This is a genomic window from Streptomyces sp. NPDC045956, from assembly GCF_056430705.1.
Genome location: NZ_JBWKKZ010000001.1, coordinates 872709 through 896552, shown reverse-complemented (window position 1 = coordinate 896552; position 23844 = coordinate 872709). Strand labels below are relative to the sequence as shown.

The 23844-nt window shown below is 71.5% G+C and carries 22 protein-coding genes and 1 riboswitch; of the genes, 11 read left to right on the top strand and 11 right to left on the bottom strand.

Annotation, left to right across the window (positions count from 1 at the left end; genetic code table 11):
- Positions 1 to 40 precede the first annotated feature (40 nt).
- From AC07FV_RS03940 to AC07FV_RS03910, 7 genes are all read left to right on the top strand, one after another.
- On the top strand, positions 41 to 811 hold the full coding sequence (locus AC07FV_RS03940; protein WP_479084424.1) for a rhomboid family intramembrane serine protease: 771 nt from the start codon (positions 41 to 43) through the stop codon (positions 809 to 811).
- On the top strand, positions 808 to 1089 hold the full coding sequence (locus tag AC07FV_RS03935; RefSeq protein ID WP_053129551.1) for an Lrp/AsnC family transcriptional regulator: 282 nt from the start codon (positions 808 to 810) through the stop codon (positions 1087 to 1089). Before AC07FV_RS03940 ends, AC07FV_RS03935 begins: the two co-directional genes overlap by 4 nt.
- A 79-nt stretch (positions 1090 to 1168) precedes the next feature.
- Positions 1169 to 1483 (top strand): small secreted hydrophilic protein, encoded by a 315-nt coding sequence (locus AC07FV_RS03930; protein ID WP_479084423.1) that lies wholly within the window; start codon positions 1169 to 1171, stop codon positions 1481 to 1483.
- The gene (locus tag AC07FV_RS03925) at positions 1431 to 2894 is read left to right on the top strand and encodes a sensor histidine kinase (RefSeq protein ID WP_479084421.1); all 1464 of its coding nucleotides are present in this window, start codon (positions 1431 to 1433) and stop codon (positions 2892 to 2894) included. Before AC07FV_RS03930 ends, AC07FV_RS03925 begins: the two co-directional genes overlap by 53 nt.
- A gap of 20 nt (positions 2895 to 2914) precedes the next feature.
- Entirely contained in the window at positions 2915 to 3577 is a 663-nt protein-coding gene (locus tag AC07FV_RS03920; protein ID WP_121746593.1) for a response regulator transcription factor, read from the top strand.
- Positions 3578 to 3674: 97 nt separating this feature from the next.
- The gene (locus AC07FV_RS03915) at positions 3675 to 5090 is read left to right on the top strand and encodes an SLC13 family permease (RefSeq protein ID WP_479084419.1); all 1416 of its coding nucleotides are present in this window, start codon (positions 3675 to 3677) and stop codon (positions 5088 to 5090) included.
- Between the two features lie 95 nt (positions 5091 to 5185).
- Entirely contained in the window at positions 5186 to 6409 is a 1224-nt protein-coding gene (locus AC07FV_RS03910) for a glycerate kinase (protein ID WP_479084883.1), read from the top strand.
- Here AC07FV_RS03910 and AC07FV_RS03905 read toward each other — a convergent pair.
- From AC07FV_RS03905 to ctaE, 6 genes are all read right to left on the bottom strand, one after another.
- A complete protein-coding gene (locus AC07FV_RS03905) occupies positions 6346 to 7716 on the bottom strand; it encodes an aminotransferase class V-fold PLP-dependent enzyme (protein ID WP_479084418.1) in 1371 nt (456 codons plus the stop codon). The two genes, AC07FV_RS03910 and AC07FV_RS03905, sit on opposite strands and share 64 nt — an antisense overlap.
- A 144-nt stretch (positions 7717 to 7860) precedes the next feature.
- Positions 7861 to 7977, bottom strand: a riboswitch (SAM riboswitch).
- Between the two features lie 79 nt (positions 7978 to 8056).
- Positions 8057 to 9121, bottom strand: coding sequence for an anthranilate phosphoribosyltransferase (gene trpD, locus AC07FV_RS03900; protein ID WP_384692624.1), 1065 nt, complete (start codon positions 9119 to 9121; stop codon positions 8057 to 8059).
- A gap of 131 nt (positions 9122 to 9252) precedes the next feature.
- On the bottom strand, positions 9253 to 10890 hold the full coding sequence (qcrB, locus tag AC07FV_RS03895; protein ID WP_479084416.1) for a cytochrome bc1 complex cytochrome b subunit: 1638 nt from the start codon (positions 10888 to 10890) through the stop codon (positions 9253 to 9255).
- Positions 10887 to 11945, bottom strand: coding sequence for a cytochrome bc1 complex Rieske iron-sulfur subunit (gene qcrA / locus AC07FV_RS03890; RefSeq protein WP_356610608.1), 1059 nt, complete (start codon positions 11943 to 11945; stop codon positions 10887 to 10889). The genes qcrB and qcrA overlap by 4 nt, the downstream gene beginning before the upstream one ends.
- Complete coding sequence (qcrC, locus tag AC07FV_RS03885; RefSeq protein ID WP_356610609.1) at positions 11942 to 12751, bottom strand: cytochrome bc1 complex diheme cytochrome c subunit; 810 nt, start codon at positions 12749 to 12751, stop codon at positions 11942 to 11944. The genes qcrA and qcrC overlap by 4 nt, the downstream gene beginning before the upstream one ends.
- A 65-nt stretch (positions 12752 to 12816) precedes the next feature.
- Entirely contained in the window at positions 12817 to 13437 is a 621-nt protein-coding gene (gene ctaE, locus AC07FV_RS03880) for an aa3-type cytochrome oxidase subunit III (protein WP_029393865.1), read from the bottom strand.
- A gap of 208 nt (positions 13438 to 13645) precedes the next feature.
- Between ctaE and AC07FV_RS03875 the strand changes: the two genes are divergently transcribed.
- On the top strand, positions 13646 to 14047 hold the full coding sequence (locus tag AC07FV_RS03875) for a response regulator (RefSeq protein ID WP_356610610.1): 402 nt from the start codon (positions 13646 to 13648) through the stop codon (positions 14045 to 14047).
- A 70-nt stretch (positions 14048 to 14117) separates the two neighbouring features.
- Here the strand turns inward: AC07FV_RS03875 and AC07FV_RS03870 are convergent, their stop codons facing one another.
- From AC07FV_RS03870 to ctaC, 4 genes are all read right to left on the bottom strand, one after another.
- The gene (locus tag AC07FV_RS03870) at positions 14118 to 15395 is read right to left on the bottom strand and encodes a L,D-transpeptidase (protein WP_479084415.1); all 1278 of its coding nucleotides are present in this window, start codon (positions 15393 to 15395) and stop codon (positions 14118 to 14120) included.
- Between the two features lie 130 nt (positions 15396 to 15525).
- A complete protein-coding gene (locus AC07FV_RS03865) occupies positions 15526 to 15924 on the bottom strand; it encodes a cytochrome c oxidase subunit 4 (protein WP_356610612.1) in 399 nt (132 codons plus the stop codon).
- Positions 15921 to 17654 carry an aa3-type cytochrome oxidase subunit I gene (ctaD, locus tag AC07FV_RS03860; protein ID WP_479084413.1) on the bottom strand — a complete coding sequence of 578 codons (1734 nt, stop codon included), beginning with the start codon at positions 17652 to 17654 and terminating at the stop codon, positions 15921 to 15923. Before ctaD ends, AC07FV_RS03865 begins: the two co-directional genes overlap by 4 nt.
- On the bottom strand, positions 17651 to 18610 hold the full coding sequence (gene ctaC, locus AC07FV_RS03855; RefSeq protein ID WP_053129593.1) for an aa3-type cytochrome oxidase subunit II: 960 nt from the start codon (positions 18608 to 18610) through the stop codon (positions 17651 to 17653). Before ctaC ends, ctaD begins: the two co-directional genes overlap by 4 nt.
- Positions 18611 to 18909: 299 nt before the next feature.
- Between ctaC and AC07FV_RS03850 the strand changes: the two genes are divergently transcribed.
- Entirely contained in the window at positions 18910 to 20292 is a 1383-nt protein-coding gene (locus AC07FV_RS03850; RefSeq protein ID WP_479084412.1) for an aminotransferase class V-fold PLP-dependent enzyme, read from the top strand.
- A gap of 493 nt (positions 20293 to 20785) precedes the next feature.
- Here the strand turns inward: AC07FV_RS03850 and AC07FV_RS03845 are convergent, their stop codons facing one another.
- Positions 20786 to 21760: a carbohydrate kinase family protein gene (locus AC07FV_RS03845; protein WP_383650065.1), complete on the bottom strand. Its 975-nt coding sequence runs from the start codon at positions 21758 to 21760 to the stop codon at positions 20786 to 20788.
- Positions 21761 to 21895: 135 nt separating this feature from the next.
- Between AC07FV_RS03845 and AC07FV_RS03840 the strand changes: the two genes are divergently transcribed.
- Together AC07FV_RS03840 and AC07FV_RS03835 are read left to right on the top strand one after the other, a co-directional pair.
- Positions 21896 to 22105, top strand: a complete 210-nt coding sequence (locus AC07FV_RS03840; protein WP_479084410.1) for a hypothetical protein — start codon at positions 21896 to 21898, stop codon at positions 22103 to 22105.
- A gap of 94 nt (positions 22106 to 22199) precedes the next feature.
- Complete coding sequence (locus tag AC07FV_RS03835) at positions 22200 to 23714, top strand: hypothetical protein (RefSeq protein ID WP_479084409.1); 1515 nt, start codon at positions 22200 to 22202, stop codon at positions 23712 to 23714.
- Positions 23715 to 23844: the final 130 nt, after the last annotated feature.

Sequence of the window (23844 nt, the reverse complement as noted above, 5' to 3'; positions counted from 1 at the left end):
CCATGGGCGGGTGCGTCCCGTTGCGTCATGCTCTGTGTCCATGATCCGCAACTGGAGCACCTCGGTCCGAAGGGCGGTCAGGTCACCCGGCACGGCCCGCGCGCCCCGCACCGCCCGTGGCCGGACGGCGCCGGTGACGTACGGGCTGATCACGTTGTGCTGCGTGCTGTTCCTGCTCAGCCCGGCGGCGGGGCTCAATCCGGCGTACGGCACCGGTGACGAGCTGCTGGCCGCCCAGCGCGCCTACTTCCGGCGCTGGGGCGTGATCCCCGCAGAACTGTTCGAGGACTCCCCCGGATCGGCGCTCACCCCCGCCACGGCGCTCTTCGTCCACGGCAGCTGGGTGCACCTGCTGGGCAACATGCTCTTCCTCTACGTCTTCGGCGCGATGACCGAGGAACGGATGGGCCGGCTCCAGTTCGCCCTCTTCTACCTGGGCTGCGGCTACCTGGCGCTGCTCGGCTACGCGGGCGCCAACGCCCACTCCCAGCAGTCCCTGGTCGGCGCCTCGGGGGCGATCTCCGCGATCCTCGGCGCGTTCCTCTTCCTCTTCCCGCGGGCCCGGGTGACCAGTCTGCTGCCGTTCCTCTTCTTCCTGCCGCTGCGCTTCCCCGCCTGGATCGTCCTGCCGTTCTGGGCGGGCCTCCAGTGGATGGCGGCGGGACGGGCCGGCGACGGTCCCGGGGTGGCGTACCTCGCGCACCTGGTGGGCTTCGGGCTGGGCTTCGCCTTCGCCTGGGTGCGGTTCGGGCCTGCGGCTAGAGTGAAGAGCGTTCCAGTGGCGGCGCCCGAGGGAGAGAACCAGCCGTGATCAGCGCGATCGTCCTCATCAAGACCAGCGTGGACCGCATCCCCGAGATCGCGGAGCGGATCGCCGCGCTGGAGAACGTGACGGAGGTCTTCTCCGTCACCGGCACCTACGACCTGATCGCGATGGTGCGGGTGGCCCAGCACGAGGACCTGGCGGAGGTCATCCCCGGCCGGATCAGCAAGATCCCGGGCGTGGAGGGCACCGATACGCACGTGGCCTTCCGCACGTACTCCCAGCACGACCTGGAGGCGGCGTTCGCGATCGGTCTCGACAACTGACGCCGACCGGGACGCGCATGAAGAGTTCTTCATGCCGGACTCATCCGGATCGCCGGGTACCGGGCGCAGGATCGGGGACATGGTCTTCTCACGCCGGATGGCGGCCCTGGCGGCCGTCGTCCTGATCCCGCTCGGCATCGCCGCGACCAGCTTCGCCCTCACCGACAGCCCGCAGGAGCCCAAGGTCCCGGCCAAGGTGGAGCTGGAGAGCGGCTCCCCCACCCCGTCGCCCACCTCCTCCTCGCCCCAGCCGACGCCCAGCGACCAGGTGGTGACCCGGCCACCGGTGACCGACAGCCCTCCGGATGACGACGATGACGACGACCGAGGCCAGGACACCGATGACGGAGCCACCGGCCCGGCCGCCGACGACGGACCCGGCGACGACGGCTGACCGCGAGCGCCGCCGGATCTCGGCCCGTGTCCGCATCCTGCTCTGGCTGCTGCTCGTGATGGCCGTCGCCCTCGCCTCGGTGGCCGCGACCACCCGCTCGATCCTGCTGCGCGACACCGACCAGCGGATCAACGGCCTGCTCGCGCAGGAGGCCGGCGAGTTCGCCAACTTCGAGGAGCAGGGCTTCGACCCGGAGACCGGCCGGCCCTTCACCGACCCCGGGCGGCTGCTGCGCGTCTTCCTGGAGCGGCAGTACGCCGACCTGGACGAGGAGCTGATCGGTCTGGTCGGCGAGGTGGGCAGCAGGCCGACGCAGATCATCCAGCAGCGGGAGATCCCGGTCGCCCTGCCGCTGCACGAGGACGCCGACGCGCGGCGCCGCATCTACGCCTCGCCCGACGCCACCGGCACCCTGGAGCGCCCGGAGGGCGAGATCCGCTGGGCCAAGGTCACCGTGGCCCGGTACGGCGGCGAACCGGCGGCCGCGTTCGTGGTCGCCTTCCACCCGGGGCGCGAACAGGCCCGGGCCGACGAGGTGTTCCGCGTGCTGCTCGCCATCTCCGGCGTAGCGCTGCTGATGACGACCGGTATCGCGTGGGTGGTCGCCGGCCGCATCCTCAAGCCGGTGCGGCTGGTGCGTGCCACGGCCGCGCAGCTCACCGAGCAGGACCTGACCCGGCGCATCCCGGTGCACGGCCACGACGACGTGGCGGCCCTGGCCGAGACGTTCAACGCCATGCTCGACCGGCTGGAACGCGCCTTCGCCGCCCAGCGCCGGTTCGTCGACGACGCGGGCCACGAGCTGCGCACCCCGATCACCATCGTGCGCGGCCACCTGGAACTGATGGGCGACGACCCGGCGGAGCGCGAGGAGACCGTCCGCCTGGTCACCGACGAGCTGGACCGGATGAGCCGCATCGTCGAGGACCTGCTGCTGCTCGCCAAGACCGAACGCCCCGACTTCGTCACCCCCGAGCCGGTGCAGCTCGCCGAACTCACCGCCGACGTCTACGTCAAGGCCCGCACCCTCGGCGACCGCGACTGGGTGCTGGCCGAGGTCGCCGACCGGGAGGCGCACCTCGATCCCCAGCGGATCACGCAGGCCATGGTGCAGCTCGCGCAGAACGCCGTGCAGCACACCACCGCCGGCCAGACCATCCGCATCGGCTCCCGCGCCGACGGCACCCGCGTCGAGCTGTACGTCGCCGACTCCGGGCCCGGGGTGCAGCCGCAGGACGCCGCGGTGATCTTCGAGCGGTTCCGGCGGGGCACGGCCCGGCGCGGGGTGCGCGGGACCGGCGCCGGGCTCGGGCTGTCGATCGTCAAGGCCATCGCGGAGGGCCACGGCGGGCGGGTCGCCCTGCGCACCACCGAGGGTGGCGGAGCCACCTTCGTCCTGACACTGGACTGATTTCCGGAAGAGGCACGTCCATGAACCGCATCCTCATCGTCGAGGACGAGGAGCGCATCGCCTCCTTCGTCGAGAAGGGCCTGCGCGCCAACGGCTTCACCACCACCGCGGTCGCCGACGGCGACGCCGCCTACGAGTACGCGCTCACCGGGGGCTTCGACCTGGTCGTCCTGGACATCGGACTGCCCGGCCGGGACGGTTTCACGGTCCTGCGCGAGCTGCGCGAGTCCCGGGTGACGACCCCGGTGATCGTGTTGACCGCCCGGGACTCCGTACGGGACACGGTGGCCGGGCTGGAGGGCGGCGCCGACGACTGGATGACCAAGCCGTTCCGCTTCGAGGAACTGCTCGCGCGGGTCCGGCTCCGGCTGCGTACGGCGGCGAGGGCGCCGGAGGTGACGGTGCTGAGGTCCGGCGACCTCTCCCTCGACCTGCGCACCCGCCGGGCCCGGGCGGCGGAGCGGACGGTGGACCTGACGGCCCGTGAGTTCGTGCTGCTGGAACTGTTCCTGCGGCATCCGGGGCAGGTCCTGTCCCGGGAGCAGATCCTCTCCCACGTGTGGGGCTACGACTTCGACCCCGGCTCGAACATCGTGGACGTGTACGTGCGGGCGCTGCGCAAGAAGCTGGGGGCGCAGCGGGTGGAGACGGTACGGGGCATGGGGTACCGGCTGCCGGGCTGACGCACGTCCCGGCGGGTTCGGCTGACCGGCTTTTGTGTGAAGTTTCCTTCATGTCGGACTCATTGGGGACTCACCGCCCGGGAGAACCCTCGATGACGTGACGTTGAACCTCCGCCTCGCGGCGGCCCTGTGCGTGGCGCTGTCCCTGTGCGCGCTGCTGGCGGTCCCCGCCAACTTCCCGGCCCTCGGCGGCGACGCGCGCCTCACCCTCGCCGTGTTCGCCCTGGCCACCTGCGCCTGGATCGGTACGCCGATCGACGACACGTACATCGCGCTGGGCGCCGGTCTCGCGCTGACCGCGACCGGCGTGATCAGCAGCGACACCCTGTTCGGCACCCTCGGTGACGACACGGTGTGGCTGCTGATCTGCGCCTTCGTGCTGGCGGCGGCGGTGGCCCGGACCGGGCTCGCCGGGCGGGCGGCGGCGTTCCTGGTGGGCGGGGCGCGCAGCGTACGGCAGTTGGTGCACCTGACGACGGCCGCGCTGGTCGTGACCGCGTTCGCGGTGCCGGCCACCTCGGGCCGGGCGGCGCTCGCCCTGCCGGTGTTCCTCGCCCTCGCCAAGGCTCTCGCCGACCGGAAACGACTGGTCGTGATGCTGGCGCTGCTGTTCCCGACCGTGATCCTTCTGTCTGCGGTGGCGACCCTGATCGGCGCGGGCGCACATCTGATCACGGTGTCGGTGCTGTGGGAGTCGACCGGCGACCGGATCGGCTTCACCCAGTGGCTGCTGCTCGGGCTGCCGCTGGCGGTGGCCTCCTCGCACCTGGCCGCCGAGACCGTCCTGCTGACGACGACCCGGCGCGCGGACCGCCGGGGCCCGGTCCACATCACCGCCGAGGAGATACAGCGGCACACCGAGAGCCCGGTCACCGGCCCCTGGACCCAGGCGGAGAAGCGCTGCGCCCTGCTGCTGGCCACGGTGGTGGCCCTGTGGTGCAGCGAGCCCGTGCACCACGTCTCCCCGGCGGTGGTGGCGCTGATCGGCGCGGTCGTCGCCTCCTCCCCCGCGCTCGGCACCGTGCGGCTCAAGGACGCCCTGAAGACGGTGCCGTGGTCGCTCCTGCTCTTCATGGCGGCGACCATGGCGATGGGTGTCGCCCTCTCCGACTCCGGTGCGGCGAGATGGCTGGTGTCGGGGCTGCCCGCGGACGTCACGCCGGCCGTCTTCCTGGGGGTCGTGGTCGCGGTGAGCACGGCCGCCCACCTGGTCCTCCAGTCCCGCTCGGCCCGCTCCTCCGTCCTGGTCCCGCTGGTCATCGCCGCGGCGGTGGGCGCCGGGGTCAACCCGGTCGCCGCCGCGCTCGCCTCCACCGCCGCGGCCGGCTTCTGCCACACCCTGCCCGCCTCCGCCAAGCCGGTCACGCTCTTCTCCGACCTCCCCGGCACCCCCACCTACACCCCGCGCGACCTGCTGCGGCTGTCCGCCGTCCTGGCACCGCTGACCGCCGCCCTCGTGCTGTTCTTCGCCGCCGCCGTCTGGCCGCTGCTCGGCGTACCCGTCACCCGATGAAGGAGCCCTCCATGCCCTCCCTGCCCGCCTTGTCCCCGGCGCCCGGCGCGATCCCCGCGGCCCCGGTGTCCTCCGGCGCGGCCTCCGTGCCCGCCGTGCTGCACCGAGTCGTCGTCGCCCCCAGCGGCTTCAAGGAGTCCCTGTCCGCCCAGGCCGCCGCCGACGCCATCGCGGCGGGGGTCCGCCGGGTGCTGCCGACCGCCGAGATCGACAGCATCCCGCTGGTCGACGGCGGCGAGGGCACGGCCGTGGCGCTGGCGGCGGCGACCGGGGGGCGGCTGGTGGCGCTGCCCGCCACGGGGCCGGTCGGGGAGCCCGTCGGCACCCACTTCGCGCTGCTCGGCGCCCAGGACACGGCGGTCGTGGAGATGGCGGCCGTCGCGGGACTGTCCCTGGTCCCCCGGGCCCTGCGCGACCCGGGCGCCACGACCACGTACGGCGTCGGCGAGCTGCTCCGCGCCGCGCTCGACACCGGGGTCCGGCGGATCCTGGTCGGCTGCGGCGACTCGGGCACCTCGGACGGGGGCGCGGGCGCGCTCCAGGCGCTCGGCGCGCGGCTGCTGGACGCGGACGGCTTCGAACTGCCGCCCGGCGGACGGGAGCTGACCCGCCTCGCCCGCATCGACCCGGCCGGCCTCGACCCGCGGCTCGGGGACACCGAGCTGCTGGTGGCCTGCAACCCCTTCAACGTGCTGTGCGGCGAGCGGGGCGTGGCCCGGGTGTTCGGTCCGCAGAAGGGGGCGACGCCCGCGCAGGTGGAGCAGTTGTCGGCCGGACTGGAGAACTGGGCGCGTGTCCTCACCCGCGACCTCGGTGTCACCGGCACCGACCTGCGCACCGGCCCCGGCACCGGCGCCTCCGGCGGGCTGGGCGCGGGGCTGGCCGCCGTCGGCGCCCGGCTGCTGCCCCGCTTCGAGGTGCTGCTGGACCACGTCGACCTGGACGCCCGCCTCGCCCGCGCCGACCTGGTGCTCACCGCCGAGGGCGCCCTGGACCACCAGACACCGCGCGGCAAGGTCCCCGCGGAGGTGGCCCGGCGTGCCAAGCTCTCCGGCCGTCCCGTCCTCGCCCTGGCCGGCACGCTCGGCGAGGGCGCCCACGAGGTGCCGGGGGTGGACGCCTGCCACGGGATCATGCCGGCCCCGATGGCGCTGGCCGACGCACTGCTGCGCGCCGCCGAACTCCTCACGGACGCCACGGAGCGGGCGCTGCGGATGATCCTGCTGGGGTCGCGGCTGCCGGCGGGCCGGACCGCTCAGGCCGCCGGCACCTCGGCGGAGGTGGTGTCGGGGACGCACCGCCCGTCCTCGGTGCGGTAGTTCCAGCGGGCGCCGTCGCTCACCAGCTCCTTGACGGCGTTCACGAAGCGCTCGACGTGCTCGTCCGGCGTGCCCGCGCCGAAGCTCACCCGGATGGCGTTGAGGGACTTCTCCCCGGGCGCGGCTTCCGGGGCACCGCACTCGCCCTGCGTCTGCGGGTCGCTGCCCAGCAGGGTGCGGACCAGGGGGTGGGCGCAGAACAGGCCGTCGCGCACGCCGATGCCGTACTCGGCGGAGAGCGCGGCGGCGAAGTGCGAGCTGTTCCACCCCTCGACGACGAAGGAGAGCACGCCGACCCGGGGCGCGTCGTCGCCGAAGAGGGACAGCACACGCACCTGGGGCACCTCGGCGAGGCCCTCGCGCACCTTGCCCAGGAGGTACTGCTCGCGGGCGACCAGCGTGTCGAACCCGGCCTCCTCCAGCGCCTTGCAGGCGGCGGCGACGGCGTAGGCGCCGATGACGTTGGGCGACCCGGCCTCGTGGCGGGCGGCGCTGTCGTGCCACTGGACGTCCACGCCGCCGTCGGCGCGCCGGGAGACGCTGCGGCTGGCGCCGCCGCCGGCCAGGTACGGCTCGGCCTCGCGCAGCCAGTCGGCACGCCCCGCCAGCACGCCGGTGCCGAAGGGGGCGTACAGCTTGTGCCCGGAGAAGGCGACCCAGTCGACGTCGAGGTCGGCCACCGAGACGGGGTGGTGCGGGGCGAGCTGGGCGGCGTCCAGCACGATCCGGGCGCCGTGCGCGTGGGCGGCGGCGGCCAGTTCACGCACCGGCCACAGCTCGCCGGTGACGTTGGAGGCGCCGGTGACGCAGACCAGGGCGGGCCCGTACGGCTCGCGGGCGGCGAGGGCGCGCTCCAGGGTCTCGACGGCCTCGGCCGGGGTGCGCGGGGCGTCGAGGTACGTCACGTCCGCGTCCCTCCAGGGCAGCAGCGAGGCGTGGTGCTCGGTCTCGAAGACGAAGACCCGGCAGCCGGCCGGCAGCGCGGCGGCGAGCAGGTTGAGGGAGTCGGTGGTGGACCGGGTGAAGACGACCTGGTCGGTGTCCCGGCAGCCGAGGAAGCCGGCGACGGTCGCGCGGGCGTTCTCGAACAGGTCGGTCGAGAGCTGCGACAGGTACCCGGCGCCCCGGTGCACGCTGCCGTAGTACGGGGCGTAGGCCGCCACGTCGTCCCAGACCCGCTGGAGCGCGGGGGCGCTGGCGGCGTAGTCGAGCGCGGCGTAGGTGACCTCACCGCCGGTGACGAGCGGAACGGTGACGTCCCGGCCCAGCACGGGCAGCGGGGTGGCGACAGCGGTGGGTACGGACATGGCGGACTCCCGTGAGGGCCGGCGCGGTCGGACGCGCTGCGAAGAAGAAGGTGAGTGTGCGGAGGCGGGGCTCTGCGGCCCTATCGCATTCGCTGGTTCACGGGAGACTCCCTCGGACGACCCAGGACCCCTGGTTCCGCGAGGGGTCCGCGCTTGCCGAGGACCTTGCTGTCCACGGCCCGGTCTTCACCCGGGGCACCCCGCCACGGACGGAGGGTTGCCGGACAGTCGGCCGGGGCCTCATGACTGTCACTCATGACCTGTCGAAAAACCTAGGGGAAGTGATCGGCGCCCCGCAACCCGAGTCCGGATCGCGGGACGCACGTCACACCGTAGGCGGCTACGCGTTGCTCGCGGCCACCCAGCGCTCCAGCGCGCGGCGTGCGGCACCGGAGTCGATCGCCTCGGCGGCCCGGTCCATGCCGGCCCGGATCCGCGCGGTCAGCGGTGCGTCACCCGGCTCCAGGGCCACCAGGGCCGCCGCCGAGTTCAGCAGGACCGCGTCCCGCACCGGGCCCGTCTCGCCGTTCAGCAGGCGGCGGGCGACGTCGGCGTTGTAGGAGGCGTCGGCGCCGCGCAGCGCCTCGACCGGCACCAGGTCGAGGCCGACGTCGCGCGGGTCGAAGGTCTCCTCGCTCACCCGGCCGTCCCGCACGACCCAGACCCGGGAGGTGGCGGTGGTGGTCAGCTCGTCGAGGCCGTCGTCGCCGCGGAAGACCAGGGACGAGTGGCCGCGTTCGGCGAAGACGCCGGCGATGATCGGCGCCATCCGGGCGTGGGCCACCCCGATCGCCTGGGACGTGACCCGGGCGGGGTTGGTCAGCGGGCCCAGGAAGTTGAACACCGTGCGGATGCCCAGCTGGCCGCGGGCCGCCGCCACGTGGCGCAGGGCGGGGTGGAACTTCACGGCGAAGCAGAAGGTGATGCCGGCCTCCTCGGCGACCTCCGCCACCCGCTTCGGCGTCAGCTCCAGGTTCACCCCGAGCTTCTCCAGGACGTCGGAGGCGCCGGACGCCGAGGAGGCCGCCCGGTTGCCGTGCTTGACGACCTTCGCGCCCGTGCCTGCCACGACGATCGCCGACATGGTGGAGATGTTGACCGTCTTGGCGCCGTCGCCGCCGGTGCCGACGATGTCGACCGTCTCGCCCGGCACCTCGATCACGTTGGCGTGGGCGTACATGGTGCGGACCAGGCCGGAGATCTCCTCGACGGTCTCGCCCTTGGACCTGAGGGCCACCGCGAAGCCGGCGATCTGCGCGTCGGTCGCCTCGCCCCGCATGATCACGTCCAGCGCCCAGGCGGTGTCGTCCGCGGACAGGTCCTGGCCGTCAAGCAGCCCGTTCAGCAGGGCGGGCCAGGAGCGGCCCGCCGCGTTGTCGCCTCCAGCGGGGGTCACAGCGCTCATGAGCCGCTCCTGTGTCGTGTGTACTGCGGAAAGGAAGTGCCCTCCCACCCTATCCAGCCCCGGGCACGGCGAAGGGCCCCGTCCGCGGAACGGACGGGGCCCTTCGACCGTGGTGTGGCGACGCTGGAGGGTCAGTGGTGGCCGTGGCCGCTCGTGATCTCCTTGTACTCCTCGACGGTCGGCTTCGGAATCTGCGACTCCTCGCCGTAGTACGACTTGCTGAGCTTGGCGCGGAGCTTCTCGGTGCTCTTCACCTTGCGCTCGACGCCGTTCTCGTCGACCGTCGGGCCGATCTCGGCCGGCTTGTACTGCTCGTGGGCCGTGAGGGTGTGCAGCTGCTCCTGGCTGAGCGGCTCGTGGACCTCGATGAACTCACCGTGCGGCAGGCGCTTGATGATGCCGGACTCGCGGCCGTGCAGCACCTTGTCCTTGTCCCGGCGCTGGAGACCGAGGCAGATCCGCTTGGTGACGATGAACGCGATGACCGGGCCGACGAAGAACGCGATGCGGACGAACCAGGTGATCGCGTTGATCGACAGGTGGAAGTGCGTGGCCCAGATGTCGTTGCCGCCACCGATGAGCAGGATGAAGTACTCGGTGATCCAGGCGACACCGAACGCGGTCCGGGTCGGGGCGTTGCGCGGGCGGTCCAGGATGTGGTGCTCGCGCTTGTCGCCGGTGACCCAGGACTCGATGAACGGGTAGACCGCGATCGCGACCAGGACCAGCGGGAAGATGATCAGCGGGACGAACACGCCCAGGACGAGCGTGTGACCCCAGAAGTTGATCTCCCAGCCGGGCATCACGCGGATCAGGCCCTCGGAGAAGCCCATGTACCAGTCCGGCTGGGCGCCGGTGGAGACCATGTCCGGCCGGTAGGGGCCGATGGACCAGATCGGGTTGATCGTGGCGATCGCCGAGATGGCGGCGATCACGCCGAAGACCAGGAAGAAGAAGCCTCCGGCCTTCGCCATGTACACCGGCAGCAGCGGCATGCCGACCACGTTCTTGTTGGTCTTGCCGGGGCCCGCGAACTGCGTGTGCTTGTGGTAGAAGACCAGGATCAGGTGGCCGACCACCAGACCGAGCATGATGCCCGGCAGCAGCAGGATGTGGACCGAGTAGAACCGGGCCACGAAGTCGTGGCCGGGGAACTCCCCGCCGAAGAGGAAGAACGACAGGTACGTGCCGACGATCGGCACGGACAGGATCGCGCCCTCCATGAAGCGGATGCCGGTGCCCGAGAGCAGGTCGTCCGGGAGCGAGTAACCGGTGAAGCCGGTGAACATGCCGAGGACGAACAGCAGGAAGCCGAACAGCCAGTTGATCTCGCGCGGCTTGCGGAACGCGCCCGTGAAGAAGACGCGCATCATGTGCACGAACATGCCGGCGAGGAAGATCAGCGCCGCCCAGTGGTGGATCTGCCGGATGAGCAGACCACCGCGGACGTCGAAGCTGATGTCCAGCGTGGAGGCGTACGCCTCACTCATCAGCTGGCCCTGCAGCGGCACGTACGAGCCGTGGTACGTGACCTCGTTCATCGACGGGTGGAAGAACAGCGTCAGGTACACACCCGTGAGGATGATGATGATGAAGCTGTAGAGGCAGATCTCACCCAGCATGAACGACCAGTGGTCGGGGAAGATCTTGCGCATGTTGGCCTTGGCCAGGGAGTAGATCCCCAGCCGGCCGTCGGCCCAGTCGGCGACGCGCTCGCCGGCCGGTGCCTTCCCGCGAGAGCGGGGGGCTTCGTTCGCTGTAGTGCTCATCCGCGCTCCCAGAAGGCAGGACCGACGGGCTCTTCGAAGTCGCCGAGCGCTTCGAGGTAACCCTCGTCGTTCACGCCGATGCGCAGCTGCGGCAGGGCGTGACCGGCGGGACCGAAGATCACCCGGGCGCCGTCGGCAAGGTCGAAGGTGGACTGGTGGCAGGGGCAGAGCGCGTGGTGCGTCTGCTGCTCGTACAGGGAGATCGGGCAACCGACGTGGGTGCAGATCTTCGAGTACGCCACGATGCCCTCGTGCGACCACTCGAGCTCGCGCTTGTCCTTGATGGCCTCCGGCTCCAGCCGGATGATCATCAGGGCCGCCTTGGCGATCTCGGTCATGAACTCCTCGTCGTGCTCCTCCAGGCCCTCGGGCATGGCGAAGGTGAGGGAGCCCACCGCGACGTCGGAGGGACGCAGCGGCTCGTGGGTGTTCATGTTGACCAGCAGCTTGCCCTTGGACCACAGGGTGTGGCGGAGCTTGGTCTCGGGCAGCGGGCCGAGGTCGCGCAGCAGGACGACACCGGAGAGCGGGACCAGGGTCAGCGCGCCGAACATCGTGTTGCGGATCAGCTTGCGGCGCCCGATGACGGACTCCTTGGCACCCTGCTTGAAGTCCGCGTGGACCTTGGCACGGAGCTCGGGGTCGGCCTCGATCGGGTGGCGCTCGTCGGCGATCTCCTCGTCGGACATCAGGGTGCGGGCCCAGTGGACCGCCCCCGCGCCGATCGCGAACAGCGCGACGCCGAGCGTCATGCCGAGCGCGAAGTTCAGCGCACTGATGTGGCCGATCGGGAAGATGTAGACCGACTGGTCGACCGGGATCGTCACGAAGGCGGCGATGAAGCCGACGGTGGCCAGCATCGACAGCGTGAACAGCAGGGCGACCGTGCGCTCGGACCGCTTGGCGGCCCGCTCGTCGATGTCCTGGACACGGTGCTCGTGGGGCGGCAGCCCCGGGTCGGCGAACGGGTTCTTGTCGTCCGCGACCTTCACCGCGCCGTGCGCGGTGCCCTGCTCAGCGGGCAGGTTCTCTTCTGGAATGTCTTGGCTACTCATGACTTCTTGGCCTTTGCGGTCCGAGCGGCGACCCAGACGGCGACCGCGATCAGCGCGCCCAGTCCGAAGACCCACGCGAACAGACCCTCACTCACCGGGCCCAGCCCGCCGAGGCTGAGGCCGCCGGGGTTCTCGGTGTCGTCGCTGTTGACCGCGTGCAGGTAGGCGATGATGTCCTTCTTGTTCTGCTCGGACATCGTGGTGTCGGGGAAGGAGGGCATGTTCTGCGGGCCGGTCTGCATGGCCTCGTAGATGTGCTTGGGGTCGACATCCTCGAGGCTCGGCGCGTACTTGCCGTGCGTCAGCGCGCCGCCCTTGCCGGTGAAGTTGTGGCACTGCGCGCAGTTGTTGCGGAACAGCTCACCGCCCTTGGCGATGTCCGCGCCCTCCGGGCCGTACTTCTCCTCCGACGGGACGGCCGGACCGGCACCCAGCGACGCCACGAAGGCGGCCAGCTGGTCGATCTCGGCCTGCGAGTAGATGTTCGGCTTGTCCGGGACCTGCGCGCCCGGCTGCTGGGCCGGCATGCGGCCGGTGCCCACCTGGAAGTCGACGGCCGCGGCGCCGACGCCGACCAGGCTCGGACCGTCGGTGGTGCCCTGACCGCCGGTGCCGTGGCAGCTGGCACAGCCGACGGCGTAGAGCTTCTTGCCCTCCTCGATGGCGAGGGACTGGGCGGTTTCATCGGCCTGCGCCTTGCTCGCGGGTGCGAACGCGGCGTACAGCCCCCCTGTGCATGCCAGCGCGAGGAGTAGGACGACGAGCGCCGCCAGCGGGTGGCGTCGTCGTGCGGAGAGCTTTTTCACGGATTACCCCGGTGTCAGGATCTTCTGCGTCGATGCTTCTGGTATTGGGCGGGTGCGTGCCGCGACTACTTGATCATGTAGATCGTGGCGAAGAGGCCGATCCAGACGACATCGACGAAGTGCCAGTAATAGGACACGACAATGGCCGCGGTCGCCTGCTCGTGGGTGAACCTCCGGGCCGCGTAGGTGCGGCCGAGGACCAGCAGGAAGGCGATGAGGCCGCCCGTCACGTGCAGTCCGTGGAAGCCGGTGGTCAGGTAGAACACCGAGCCGTACGGGTCAGACGAGAGCGAGAGGCCCTCGTGCTTGACCAGTTCGGTGTACTCGAACACCTGGCCGCCGATGAAGATCGCACCCATCACGAAGGTGACGATGAACCACATCCGGAGCTTCTTCACGTCACCGCGCTCGGCCGCGAACACGCCGAGCTGACAGGTGAGGGAGGAGAGCACCAGGATCGTGGTGTTCGTCGCGGAGAACGGGAAGTTCAACGCGTCGGCCTTCTCGGACCAGAAGTCCGGGCCGGTCACCGATCGCAGGGTGAAGTACATCGCGAAGAGGGCCGCGAAGAACATCAGCTCGGAACTCAACCAGATGATGGTTCCGACGCTGGTGAGGTTCGGCCGGTTGACCGACGGGTGCGCGTGCCCGGTTTCTACTGTCGTTGCTGTCGCCACGACCGACATTATGTCGGTCGCTTATCCCGCCCTCACCCCGGGGGGTGCCGTTCGGAGTGTCCGCCCCGTCTGTACTGCCCGTATGGCCCATCGAACGGCCCGTCGAAGCCCTGTCCGAACCAGTGTTGACGGGCAGGGTGAGGGAGTAGCATCCGGCGCACGGGCCACGACAGGCCTCGACGGGCTTCATCGGTCTTCACCGCGTATCGGAGGAAGCATGCAGGCGACCGCCACGGTGCTGGTCTACAGCGACGACTCCAACACCCGCGAGCAGGTGCGGCTGGCGACCGGCCGCCGGCCGGCTCCGGACGTGCCCGTGGTCGAGTTCGTGGAGTGCGCCACCCCGGCCGCCGTGATCAAGGAGCTGGACAAGGGCGGCATCGACGTCTGCGTCCTGGACGGCGAGGCCGTTCCCATGGGCGGCATGGGGCTGTGCCGGCAGATCAAGGACGAGGTCTTCCACTGTCCTCCGGTGCTGCTGCTCATCGCTCGCCCGCAGGACGCGTGGCTGGCGACGTGGAGCCGCGCCGAGGCGGCTGTGACGCTCCCGGTGGAGCCCGTCGAGTTCGCGGGCGCGCTGGCCTCACTGCTGCGGCAGAAGAGGCTTCAGGGCGTCTAGGGACGCGTGAGGGCTCCGGGGCAGGGGTTTCCCGGGGCCCGTGCGGCGTGCACCGGCCCCGGGGCCGTCCTCACGCCCCCTGCGGGCGCAGCCGGGCCTGCTCGGCCGTGCCGCCGGCCTCCGGCGTGCCGCCCGTCAGCGCGCTTCCCGTGCGCCACCTGTTCCAGTCCAGGTTCCAGTCGCCGAAGCCGTTGCCGAAGGACTCCATCGTCTCGCCACCGGAGTTGACCACCTCGACGAGGTCTCCCTCCTGTACGGCGCCGAAGAACCACTCCGCGTTGGCGGTGCTCATCCCGACGCAGCCGTGGCTGACGTTGGCGGAGCCCTGGGAGCCGACGGACCAGGGGGCCGCGTGCACGTACTCGCCGCTCCAGGTGACCCGGGTGGCGAAGTACACCGGCAGGTCGTACGACTCCGAGGAGCCCTCGGCGATGCCGACGGTGCTGCTGCGCATGCGTACGAAGGGTTCCTTGCCCAGGACTACCTTGACGCCGTTGCGGGTCTCGAAGCCGGGCTTCCCGGTGGTGACGGGGATCTGCCTGACCTCCCGCCCGTCCTGGAACAGCGTCAGCGTGTGCGTGGCGGCGTCGGTGACGGCCACCACGTGGTCCTCCGTGGTGATCCGCAGGGGCTCGGCGGCGCCGCCCCACATCCGGTCGCCGATCTTGATGCCGTCGAGGGCGCTGCTGACCTCGATCGTGGCGTGGGCGGGCCAGTACTCCCTGGGCCGGTAGTGGAGCTTCTTGTCGTCCACCCAGTGCCAGGCGCCCTCCACGGCGGGGGTGGACCGCACCTTCAGGGCGCGCTCCACTATGGCCCGCTGGGCCCTGTCCCGGACCGGCTGGTTCAGTTCCGCCGTGATGGGTTGTCCGACGCCGTACGCGCCGGCCTTGGGGCCGAAGGCGACGTCCAGGGTCTTCTTGGCGCTGGGCCGTCCGGTCTCGAACGTGAGGACCTTGCGGCCGGGCGCGCCGTCGCCGTCCTCGGTGCTGACCCGCACCGTGTACCGGGCGGCGGCGACCAGCGGGGTGGTGCTGTGCCAGCGGGCCCCGTCGGCGGACAGCTCGCCCGCCACGTAGCGGCCCGCCGCGTCCACGGCCGTGACGTCCGTGATGCGGCCGTCGGCGCCCTCCGCGACGACCTCCAGGGGTTTGTCGGGGTCGGCCTTCTTCCCGGCGTCCGTGGGGCCGTTGAAGGAGATCTGGCCGGCCGCGTCGTACGGCGCGGCCGTCAGCGGGTTGTCGTCGTCGCCGGTGCAGGCGGTGACGCTCGCGCCGAGGGCGATCACCAGCAGGGTGCAGCCGACGACCGTACGCCCCCGCGCCTGGAAGTGAACCGTGTTGCTCATGTCCTCACGCTAGGGAGCGACGTCAAGGGCGGCACGGCGGGTAACCCGGACGAGTGAGGGCGGGTGCGGCAGACGAAGGGGCCCGGACGCTCCTGACGGAGTGTCCGGGCCCCTCGGCGTGCGACGCGTGCTACTGGGTGCGGTTCTCACCGCGGTAGTACTCGAAGACCCATCCGAACAGGCCCACGAGGATGACCGGCGCGGAGAAGTACATGATCCACCAGCCGACGGCCACGCCCAGGAAGGCGAGTGCGCCACCGAGCCCGAGCGCCAGCGGCTGCCAGCTGTGCGGGCTGAAGAAGCCGACCTCGCCGGCCTCGTCCGCGACGTCCGCTTCCTTGTTGTCCTGGGCCCCGGCGTCCACCCGCTTGGCCGTGAAGGCCAGGTAGAAGCCGATCATGAGGGCCAGGCCGAAGGCCAGGAAGAGGGCCGTGGTGCCGGCCGGCTCCATCGACCAGTAGCCGTAGACGATCGCGACGGCCAGGATGAAGACGCTCAGCCAGATGAAGAGCTGTCCCTGGATCTTCACTTGCCGGCCTCCTTGCCGCCGGCGAGGGTCTTCTCACCGTGACCGACGTTCTCGAGCTGGTCGATCGCCGAGACCTCCGGGTGGTGCAGGTCGAAGGCGGGGGATTCACTGCGGATGCGCGGCAGGGTGAGGAAGTTGTGCCGCGGCGGCGGGCAGGAGGTCGCCCACTCCAGCGAACGGCCGTAGCCCCACGGGTCGTCGACGTTGACCGGCTTGCCGTACTTGGCCGTCTTCCAGATGTTGTAGAAGAACGGCAGCATCGACATGCCGAGCAGGAACGAGCTGATCGTCGAGATCGTGTTCAGGGCCGTGAAGCCGTCGGCCGCCAGGTAGTCGGCGTACCGGCGCGGCATGCCCTCGGCGCCCAGCCAGTGCTGGACGAGGAACGTGCCGTGGAAGCCGATGAACAGCGTCCAGAAGGTGATCTTGCCCAGGCGCTCGTCGAGCAGCTTTCCGGTGAACTTCGGCCACCAGAAGTGGAAGCCGGCGAACATCGCGAACACCACGGTGCCGAACACCACGTAGTGGAAGTGCGCCACCACGAAGTACGAGTCCGAGACGTGGAAGTCCAGCGGCGGCGAGGCCAGGATGACACCGGTCAGACCACCGAAGAGGAAGGTGATCAGGAAGCCGGTGGACCACAGCATCGGGGTCTCGAAGCTGAGTGATCCCTTCCACATGGTGCCGATCCAGTTGAAGAACTTCACACCGGTCGGTACCGCGATCAGGAAGGTCATGAAGGAGAAGAACGGCAACAGCACGCCGCCCGTGACGTACATGTGGTGCGCCCACACCGTCACCGACAGACCGGCGATCGCGATGGTCGCCGCGATCAGGCCCATGTAGCCGAAGATCGGCTTCCGGGAGAAGACCGGGATGATCTCACTGACGATGCCGAAGAACGGCAGCGCGATGATGTACACCTCCGGGTGCCCGAAGAACCAGAAGAGGTGCTGCCACAGCAACGCTCCGCCGTTGGCCGAGTCGAAGACGTGGGCGCCGAACTTGCGGTCCGCCTCGAGCGCGAACAGGGCCGCGGCCAGCACCGGGAAGGCGAGCAGGACCAGCACACCGGTCAGCAGCACGTTCCAGGTGAAGATCGGCATGCGGAACATGGTCATGCCCGGCGCGCGCATGCAGATGATCGTGGTGATGAAGTTGACCGAGCCGAGGATGGTGCCGAAGCCGGAGAAGGCCAGACCCATGATCCACAGGTCACCGCCGATACCCGGCGAGTGCACCGCGTCGGACAGCGGCGAGTAGGCGAACCAGCCGAAGTCGGCCGCACCCTGCGGGGTCAGGAAGCCGCCCACCGCGATCGTCGAGCCGAACAGGTACAGCCAGTAGGCGAACATGTTCAGCCGCGGGAACGCCACGTCCGGCGCGCCGATCTGCAGCGGCATGATCCAGTTCGCGAAGCCGGCGAACAGCGGCGTCGCGAACATCAGCAGCATGATCGTGCCGTGCATCGTGAACGCCTGGTTGAACTGCTCGTTCGACATGATCTGCAGACCCGGCCGGGCCAGCTCGGCGCGCATGAAGAGCGCCATCACGCCGCCGATCACGAAGAACACGAACGACGTGGCCAGGTACAGCGTGCCGATCGTCTTGTGGTCGGTGGTCGTCAGCCACTTGACCACGATCTCGCCACGCCTCTGGCGCCGGACCGGCAGCTCGTCCTCATAGTGGGACCCTGCCGCGGCACCCTGGGGTTCGTTGAGGATGCTCACAGGATGTTCGACTCCCGGTTCTTCTCGTGGCCCGCCTGCTCGATGCCGGCGGGGACGTAACCGGTCTGCCCCTTCTTCACGAGGTCGTTCAGGTGCTGCTCGTAGCGCTCCGGAGAGACGACCTTCACGTTGAACAGCATCCGGGAGTGGTCCACGCCGCACAGTTCGGCGCACTTGCCCATGAAGGTGCCCTCCTTGTTGGGGGTGACCTCGAAGGCGTTGGTGTGGCCCGGGATGACGTCCTGCTTCATGAGGAACGGCACCACCCAGAAGGAGTGGATGACGTCACGCGAGGTGAGGACGAAGCGGACCGTTTTGCCCTTGGGGAGCCAGAGGGTCGGACCCGGGTTGTTGGTCTGCGGGTTCCGCGTGCTCGGGACACCGCAGTCGAAGGTGCCGCCGGCGTTCGCCGGGAAGTCCTCCTTGTACCGGTCCGGGATGCCGGCCAGTTCCTTGGAGGTCTTGGCGTCGCCGGTGGACCCGTCGACGTTCTCGACGTAGTTGAAGCACCAGCTCCACTGGAAGCCGACCACGTTGACCGTGACGTCGGGCTTCTTCTTCAGGGTCAGGAGCTCGGACTCGTCACGGGCGGTGAAGTAGAACAGCACCGAGACGATGACGAGCGGAACGATGGTGTAGAGCGCCTCGATGGGCAGGTTGTACCTGTTCTGCGGAGGTACCTCGACCTTGGTGCGGGTGCGCCGGTGGAAGAAGCAACTCCACAGGATCAGGCCCCACACCAGCACGCCGGTGGCCAGCGCGGCTGCCCAGGAGCCCTGCCACAGGGAGAGGATCCGCGGAGCCTCTTCCGTGGTGGGGGTGGGCATGCCGAGGCGGGGGAAGTCCTCGTATGTGCAACCTGTGGCGGTCGCCAGGACCAGGCCCGCGGTCAGTGCCTGCAGCAGCTTCCGCCGCATCGGGCGCCGCGGCGAGCGGTCGGAGCCGTTGGGACTCACGTAGCGCCTTCCCGAGAGTCTCGCCCGCGCTGTTCGGCTGCGGCCTTCTCGCTGGTCGGTCGCCGCCCTGCGTCGGGCAGGGGTTTGATGTTTATGCGGACCAAACCCTAGCCGACGCCCTCCGGGGGGTCGCGGGGAGGGTGGCATACGCGCCGGGGGGCACCCTGAAAGGGTGGGACGGGGCGTCCGCAGGGGGTCCGAACCGGGGGTGACGTGGCGGTTCTCGGCACGTCGCGAGCGGTCGCGCGGCTCCCCCACCCCTTGGCGCGTCCGCACGCCGGACGTCATAGCGTGGGTCTGTGGCCTACTTCGACGCTGCTTCCGCCGTTCCTCTTCATCCCGTCGCCCGGCAGGCCCTGTTGGCCTCCCTCGACGAGGGGTGGGCCGACCCCGCCCGGCTCTACCGGGAGGGGCGCCGGGCCCGGTTGCTGCTCGACGCCGCCCGGGAGGCGGCCGCGGAGGCCGTGGGGTGCCGGGCGGACGAGTTGGTGTTCACTCCTTCGGGGACGCGGGCGGTGCATTCGGGGGTCGCCGGGGCGTTGGCCGGCCGGCGCCGGGCTGGGAATCACCTCATCGTGTCCGCCGTCGAACACTCCTCCGTACTGCATGCCGCCGAGGCGCACGAGGCCCGCGGCGGGACGGTCACCCAGGTGCCGGTGGGGCGGACGGGGGCGGTCGACCCGGCGGCGTACGCGCGGGCGCTGCGCGCCGGCACCGCCCTGGCCTGCCTCCAGTCGGCCAACCACGAGGTGGGCACGGAGCAGCCGGTGGCGGAGGTGGCGGAGGCCTGCCGGGCGGCCGGGGTGCCTCTGCTGGTGGACGCTGCCCAGTCGCTGGGGTGGGGGCGCGTCGAGGGCGACTGGTCGCTGCTCGCGGCGAGCGCCCACAAGTGGGGCGGGCCGTCGGGGGTCGGGCTGCTCGTCGTGCGCAAGGGCACCCGGTTCGCGCCCGGGGCGCCGGCCGACGAGCGCGAGTCGGGCCGGGCGCCCGGTTTCGAGAACCTCCCGGCGATCGTCGCCGCGGCGGCCTCCCTGCGGGCGGTGCGGGCCGAGGCGGCCGAGGAGGCGGCCCGGCTCCGGGAGTTGACGGAGCGGATCCGGGCGCGGGTGCCGGCCCTGGTGCCGGACGTGGAAGTGGTCGGTGACCCGGCGCGCCGGCTGCCCGGCCTCGTCACCTTCTCGTGTCTCTATGTCGACGGGGAGACACTGCTGCACGAACTGGACCGCGCGGGTTTCTCGGTCTCCTCCGGCTCGTCCTGCACCAGCAGCACTCTGACGCCCAGTCACGTCCTGAAGGCGATGGGGGTGCTCACCGAGGGGAACGTCCGGGTGTCGCTGCCGCCGGGGACCGCGGCCGAGGACGTCGAGCGGTTCCTCGGGGTGCTGCCGGGCACGGTGGCCGCGGTGCGGGAGAAGCTGGGGGCGCCGGTGGCCACGGAGGCCGCCCGGCGGACGGGGGACGACCTCGTGGTGGACGCGATCGGTCGGCGCTGCCCCGTCCCGGTGATCGAACTCGCCAAGGTCATCGGCGACGTGCCCGTCGGCGGCACGGTCCGCGTCCTGTCCGACGACGAGGCCGCCCGGCTGGACATCCCGGCGTGGTGCGAGATGCGGGGCCAGGAGTACGTGGGCGAGGAGCCGGCGGCGGTGGGAACGGCCTACGTGGTCCGCCGGACCGGCTGAGCCGCGGGGGCCGGCAGCCGCCGAACGCCGGGCCCCGCCGAACGCCGAGCCCCGGTGCCGCCGAGCCCCGGTCAGGGGTTCGGTGCCCCTCAGCCCCGCGAGCCGGGGGTCGTGGCCCGGCCCCGCGGAGGCGGGTTCAGGTACGGCTGGGCCCCGGGGGCCCGGGACCGTGGCCGGCGCGGCTGACGCGGCCCTCACGATGAGCACGCCGAGCGTGCTCGCCGTACGGATGACGCCAGCCCCGGCACCGATGCCGCTGGACCCCGTGGGCGAGGAGCCCTGCCCCGGGGAGCCCCGCCGGGTCCCGGCGGGGCTCAGCCGCGGAGGCCGGGAAGCGGCTGGGCCCCGGGGCCTCGCTGCCGCTCAGCCCCGCGACCAGGGGGCCGTGCCCCGAGGCGCCGAGCCGCCCGAGAGTGCGGGGCCGGTCCCCGGTGCGGCTGAGCCGCGCGGGGCGCGGGGCCGGTCCCGGTGGGGCTCGGCCGCGTGGGCCCGGTCAGCTCAGGTGGGCCTGGACCTCGGTGGCCGCCTCGTCGCCGTACGCCTTGGTGAAGCGCTCCATGAAGTGGCCCCGCCGCAGCTGGTACTCCTGGGTGCCCACCGTCTCGATGACCAGGGTGGCGAGCATGCAGCCGACCTGCGCGGCCCGCTCCAGCGAGACCCCCCAGGCCAGCCCCGACAGGAAGCCCGCGCGGAAGGCGTCGCCCACGCCGGTCGGGTCGGCCTTGCGCTCCTCGTCCGGGACGCCGACCTCGATGGTCTCCTCGCCGACCCGCTCGATGCGCACGCCCCGCGCGCCGAGGGTGGTGACGCGGTGGCCGACGCGGCCGAGGATCTCCTCGTCGCTCCAGCCGGTCTTGGTCTCGATCAGCCCCTTCTCGTACTCGTTGGAGAAGAGGTAGGTCGCCCCGTCCAGCAGTATCCGGATCTCGTCGCCGTTCATCCGGGCGATCTGCTGGGAGAAGTCGGCGGCGAAGGGGATGGAGCGCGCCCGGCACTCCTCGGTGTGCCGGAGCATCGCCTCCGGGTCGTCGGCGCCGACGGAGACCAGGTCGAGACCGCCCACGCGGTCGGCGACGGTCTTCAGCTCGATGAGGCGGGCCTCGCTCATGGCGCCGGTGTAGAAGGAGCCGATCTGGTTGTGGTCGGCGTCGGTGGTGCACACGAAACGGGCGGTGTGCAGCGTCTCGGAGATGCGCACCGAGTCGGTGTCGACGCCGTGCCGGTCCAGCCAGGCCCGGTACTCGTCGAAGTCCGAGCCGGCGGCGCCGACCAGGATCGGCCGGGTGCCGAGCTGTCCCATTCCGAAGGCGATGTTCGCGCCGACCCCGCCCCGGCGCACGTCGAGCTGGTCGACCAGGAAGGAGAGCGAGACCGTGTGCAACTGGTCCGCGACGAGCTGGTCGGAGAAACGGCCGGGGAAGGTCATGAGGTGGTCGGTGGCGATGGAGCCGGTGACTGCGATGCGCACGGCGTGGACTCTCTCCTGTAAGGGGAGGGCGGGTTGACAGTTCACGCTACCCGGGAGTCCCGCCGACCCGAAGCAGGCAAAACTACCCGGTAGTACAACTTTCGTCGCGGTCCCGGACGTGCCTACGGTTCAGTCATGACGAACTCGAGGACCGCCGACCCCGCCCCGGCCGACCTGGACGGCGACCTGGCGTCGCTGCGCGGCGACTGCGCCCGCATGGCCCCGCGCTGGGAGATTCCGGCACACGTGGCGACCCGCCCCGTCCCTGTCTCGCTGATCCACGGCGTGCGGGTGCCGCGGACGTCGGCGAAGCTGCTGGACGCGATGTCCGACTACGGCGACTGAGGGCCGTCCGGGTGACGCGTGGCGTCGCCGGGAACCGGATGCCTCCCCACCGCGTCCCATCGCTGTCCCCAGGAACAGCAGAAGGAGCGATGCGGTGAACACCGAGCGACCCGACCACGACGACGCCACCGCCGCCCCCGCGGGCGAGGCCGGCACCGGGCGACCCGCGCGGCGCCCCCGGGCCGTCGCGGTCGCGTCGGTCGCCGCGGCCGTGCTGCTGGTCGGGACGGGCGGGGCCTATCTGGCCGCGTCCGCCTCCGAGGACGACCCGAACGGCGGTACGGAGTCCGGGGCGTCCGGCGACGGCACTCCCCCGCCGCTCGCCCTGGACGGGTACGGCGCCCCCTCCCAGGGCGGCGCGAACGGCGTCGCGCCCGGCGAACCCGACCCCCACGGCGTCACCTATCGGGCCGACGGCCCGCTCCCCGAGGGGCCCGGCTCGGCGCCCGTGTACCGGGCGAAGGGCGAGGTCGGCGAGGCGGAGGTGGCCCGGCTGGCCGAGGCGCTCGGGGTCGAGGGCGCGCCGCGCGTCCAGGGCGGGGCCTGGAAGGTCGGCACCGCCGGGGACGGTTCGGGACCGCTGCTCACGGTGGACCGGCGGGCGCCGGGCACCTGGACGTTCCACCGCTACGCCCCCGGCACGGACGACTGCGGGAAGGGCCCGGCGTGCAAGACCCCGCCCGCCGACGGGAGCCCGATCGACGAGGCGGCCGCGAAGAAGGCGGCGGCTCCCGTGCTCAAGGCGCTGGGGCAGGACGACGCCAAGCTGGACGCGGGGCAGGTCATGGGCGCCCGCCGGGCGGTCAACGCCGAGCCCGAGGTCGGCGGGCTGCCCACGTACGGCTGGACGACCGGTGTGGTCGTCGACGCGCGGGGCGAGGTGGTCGGCGGCAGCGGCCAGGTGTCGGCGCCGGTCAAGGGCGACACGTACCCGGTCCTGGGCGCCGCTCGGACGCTGGCGCTGCTGAACGCGCCGGGCGCCGGCACGGGCGCCGGCATCGGCGGCTGCGCGAGCCCCGTACCGCATGAGGACCGCGCCGACGTGACCTGCGAGATGCCGACGGGCACGCCGGAGAAGCCCGGGAAGGGGACGGTCACGGTCGAGGACGCGGTGTTCGGGCTGGCCGCCCATCCGGTGCGGGGACGGCAGACGCTGGTGCCGTCCTGGCTGTTCGAGGTGCGGGCGCCGGGCGCCCAGGACGCTGTCACGGTCACCTATCCGGCGGTCGACCCGAAGTACCTGGCGACCACCGCTCCCGAGGCGCCCTCCCCGTCCCCCTCCGACGGGCCGGCCTCGGCACCGTCGAAGCCGCGGGAGGTGCCGGCCGAGGGCTACACCTCCGCGGGCGGGGAGCTGACCGTGCACTTCACGGGCGGGGTCTGCTCCGACTACGAGGCGAGGGCGGAGGAGAGCGCGGGCAAGGTGACGGTCACGGTGACCGAGACCCCGCACCCCGAGAAGGTCTGCATCCTCGTCGCGAAGGAGTACGAGCGGACGGTGCCGCTCGACGAGCCGCTCGGCGACCGGGCGGTCGTGGGCCCCGACGGTGAGAAGATCCCGGCGCACAAGCCGGGCGCGCGGCTGCCGGCCCCGTCCGGGAACCGGTGACGCCAACGCGCCGCGCACAACCGACAGGGCGGCGGGGGGGGGGGGGGGGGGGGACGTGCCCCCTGTTCACCCTTTTTGTCTTGTCTTTTCCTCCCCCTTAACAAGATGACACCCCAACCAGAGAAACCCC